The following is a 1,100-nucleotide window of genomic DNA, read 5'->3' on the forward strand; positions in this document are numbered from 1 at the left end:
ATTTTGTATAATTTTTGATTCCTTTGGATTTTCTTCTATCTTATTTCTTAATCTTGCAATATGAACCATGACAGTATTATTACTTTCATAGGAAGTTTCTCCCCACACGCTTTCAAATATTTCTTCTAATGTAAATACTCGATTTCGATGTTTTGCCATCAGATGCAATATATCATATTCCGTTTTTGTAAGATTAATTAACTTTCCATATATTGTTACCTTTCTAGATAGTTGATCTATTTCTAATCCTTTAATTTGAATTTTCTTTTCATGTAATTGACTTGGAACTTGGTTGAAATATGTATACCTTCTTAATTGTGCTTTCACCCGTGCCACGAGCTCAATCGTACTAAATGGTTTTACAATGTAATCATCTGCCCCTGTACTTAATCCAATGACTTTGTCTATATCCGATGATTTTGCACTTAGGAAAATAACCGGGATGTTATATTTTTCCCTAGTTTTTCTACATACTTCAATTCCATCCATTCCTGGCATCATAATATCAAGAATGACCAACTGAATGTCATTCGTATCCAATATACACAATGCCTCTTCTCCATTATAAGCTCTTAAGACTTTAAACCCTTCTTGTTTCAACTGCACCTCAATGAATTGAACAATATCTGCGTCATCATCTACGATTAATATAGATTGTTGTTTCATAGTCCATCCTCTTCAATGTTATTTGAAATATATTCCACACAACTATATTAACATGTGGTAAAAGAGAATCATTATTTCTTTTTAATTAGATTTCCAAATTATCCTTATAATTATTTTCAGCACACTTTTAATCTTGTTTTACTTACAATCAAAATGAAAATGTACGTTAACATACAATAGAACCACTTATATAAAAATCGATAAAAAAACATCTTGATGCTTTTTATTATCATTCTAAGTCATTTTTAAAAATTTGATATTTTCTAATTTTAATATAAACTAATAAATATCTAGTTTTATACTATATATACATCAATTAAAAAACCGACATAAAACCCCTCTTTTTAGGTGGGAGAGAGCATCTGGCCATGCATAGAAGCGGTCACCACATGCGAAGTAAAAACAGAAAGAGCAAACGAGTGTAGGTTACTTTT

The 1,100-nt window shown here is 29.8% G+C and carries 1 protein-coding gene; it reads right to left on the minus strand.

What is annotated here, in order from left to right; translation table 11 throughout:
* Positions 1 to 666: response regulator transcription factor (locus tag V7183_RS25540; protein WP_335361288.1), on the minus strand; the 666-nt coding region annotated here is incomplete at its 3' end.
* Between the last annotated feature and the right edge of the window lie 434 nt (positions 667 to 1,100).

Origin of the sequence: Bacillus sp. JJ1127, assembly GCF_036965845.1 — a bacterium.
GTDB lineage: Bacteria > Bacillota > Bacilli > Bacillales > Bacillaceae_G > Bacillus_A.